The organism is Hominiventricola aquisgranensis (assembly GCF_040096225.1).
Taxonomy (GTDB): domain Bacteria; phylum Bacillota; class Clostridia; order Lachnospirales; family Lachnospiraceae; genus Hominiventricola; species Hominiventricola aquisgranensis.
Window position 1 is genome coordinate 1 of record NZ_JBBMFC010000077.1, and the last position, 761, is coordinate 761.

General features: G+C 38.6%; 1 protein-coding gene. It reads left to right on the forward strand.

Annotation, left to right across the window (positions count from 1 at the left end):
- Positions 1 to 110: 110 nt before the first annotated feature.
- Positions 111 to 587 carry a pyridoxamine 5'-phosphate oxidase family protein gene (locus WMO62_RS15780; protein ID WP_349145277.1) on the forward strand — a complete coding sequence of 159 codons (477 nt, stop codon included), beginning with the start codon at positions 111 to 113 and terminating at the stop codon, positions 585 to 587.
- Positions 588 to 761: the final 174 nt, after the last annotated feature.

Here is a 761-nt window from a genome sequence, read left to right on the forward strand (position 1 = left end):
ATTTGCTCTTAGGAATTGTAGCAGAGTTAATTTCCATGTTTGTAAAGAAAAAGATTTTAAGAGGTTAAACAAATCGGAATTTGTATCAACGTAAGAAGGAGAACAATATCATGTTCAGAACAATTCGTAAAAAGAAAAATGAAATCAGCATCGACACGGCAAAGACTCTTTTGCAGTCCAGCCGACGTGGCGTTCTTGCCGTAAATGGAGATAACGGATATCCCTATGCAATTCCTATCAACTATGTCTACGATGACGATGCGCAGAAAATTTATTTTCATGGAGCACGTGCAGGCCATAAAGTAGATGCACTACGTGCCTGTGACAAAGTATGTTTCACGGTATATGGAAATGAAACCATCAAAGAAGAAGATTGGGCACCGTTTGTGCAGAGCGTTGTGGTATTCGGCAGATGTCACCTCATAGAATCTGGTGCAAGAGCAACAACTCTGTTAAAACGATTTGCAATGAAATACTATCCCAGCGAACAGTTAGTTGATGAGGAAATTGCCCATGCAGGAAAGGCTGTGCAAATGTTTGAAATAGACGTGGAGTACCTCAGTGGAAAGGAAATACAGGAACGATAAATTCAAGTTTACAGAACTGAATCAAAAGAGCTCGAAGGAGCTCTTTTTCCTTTTTTATAATAGTATCATTATGGTATAATAGAGACATTAAAATCGAAAGTTGGAGGATACACGCATGAAAATTGTAATCATTAATGGAAGTGCCAGAAAAGGAAATACGCTGGCAGCAATCAA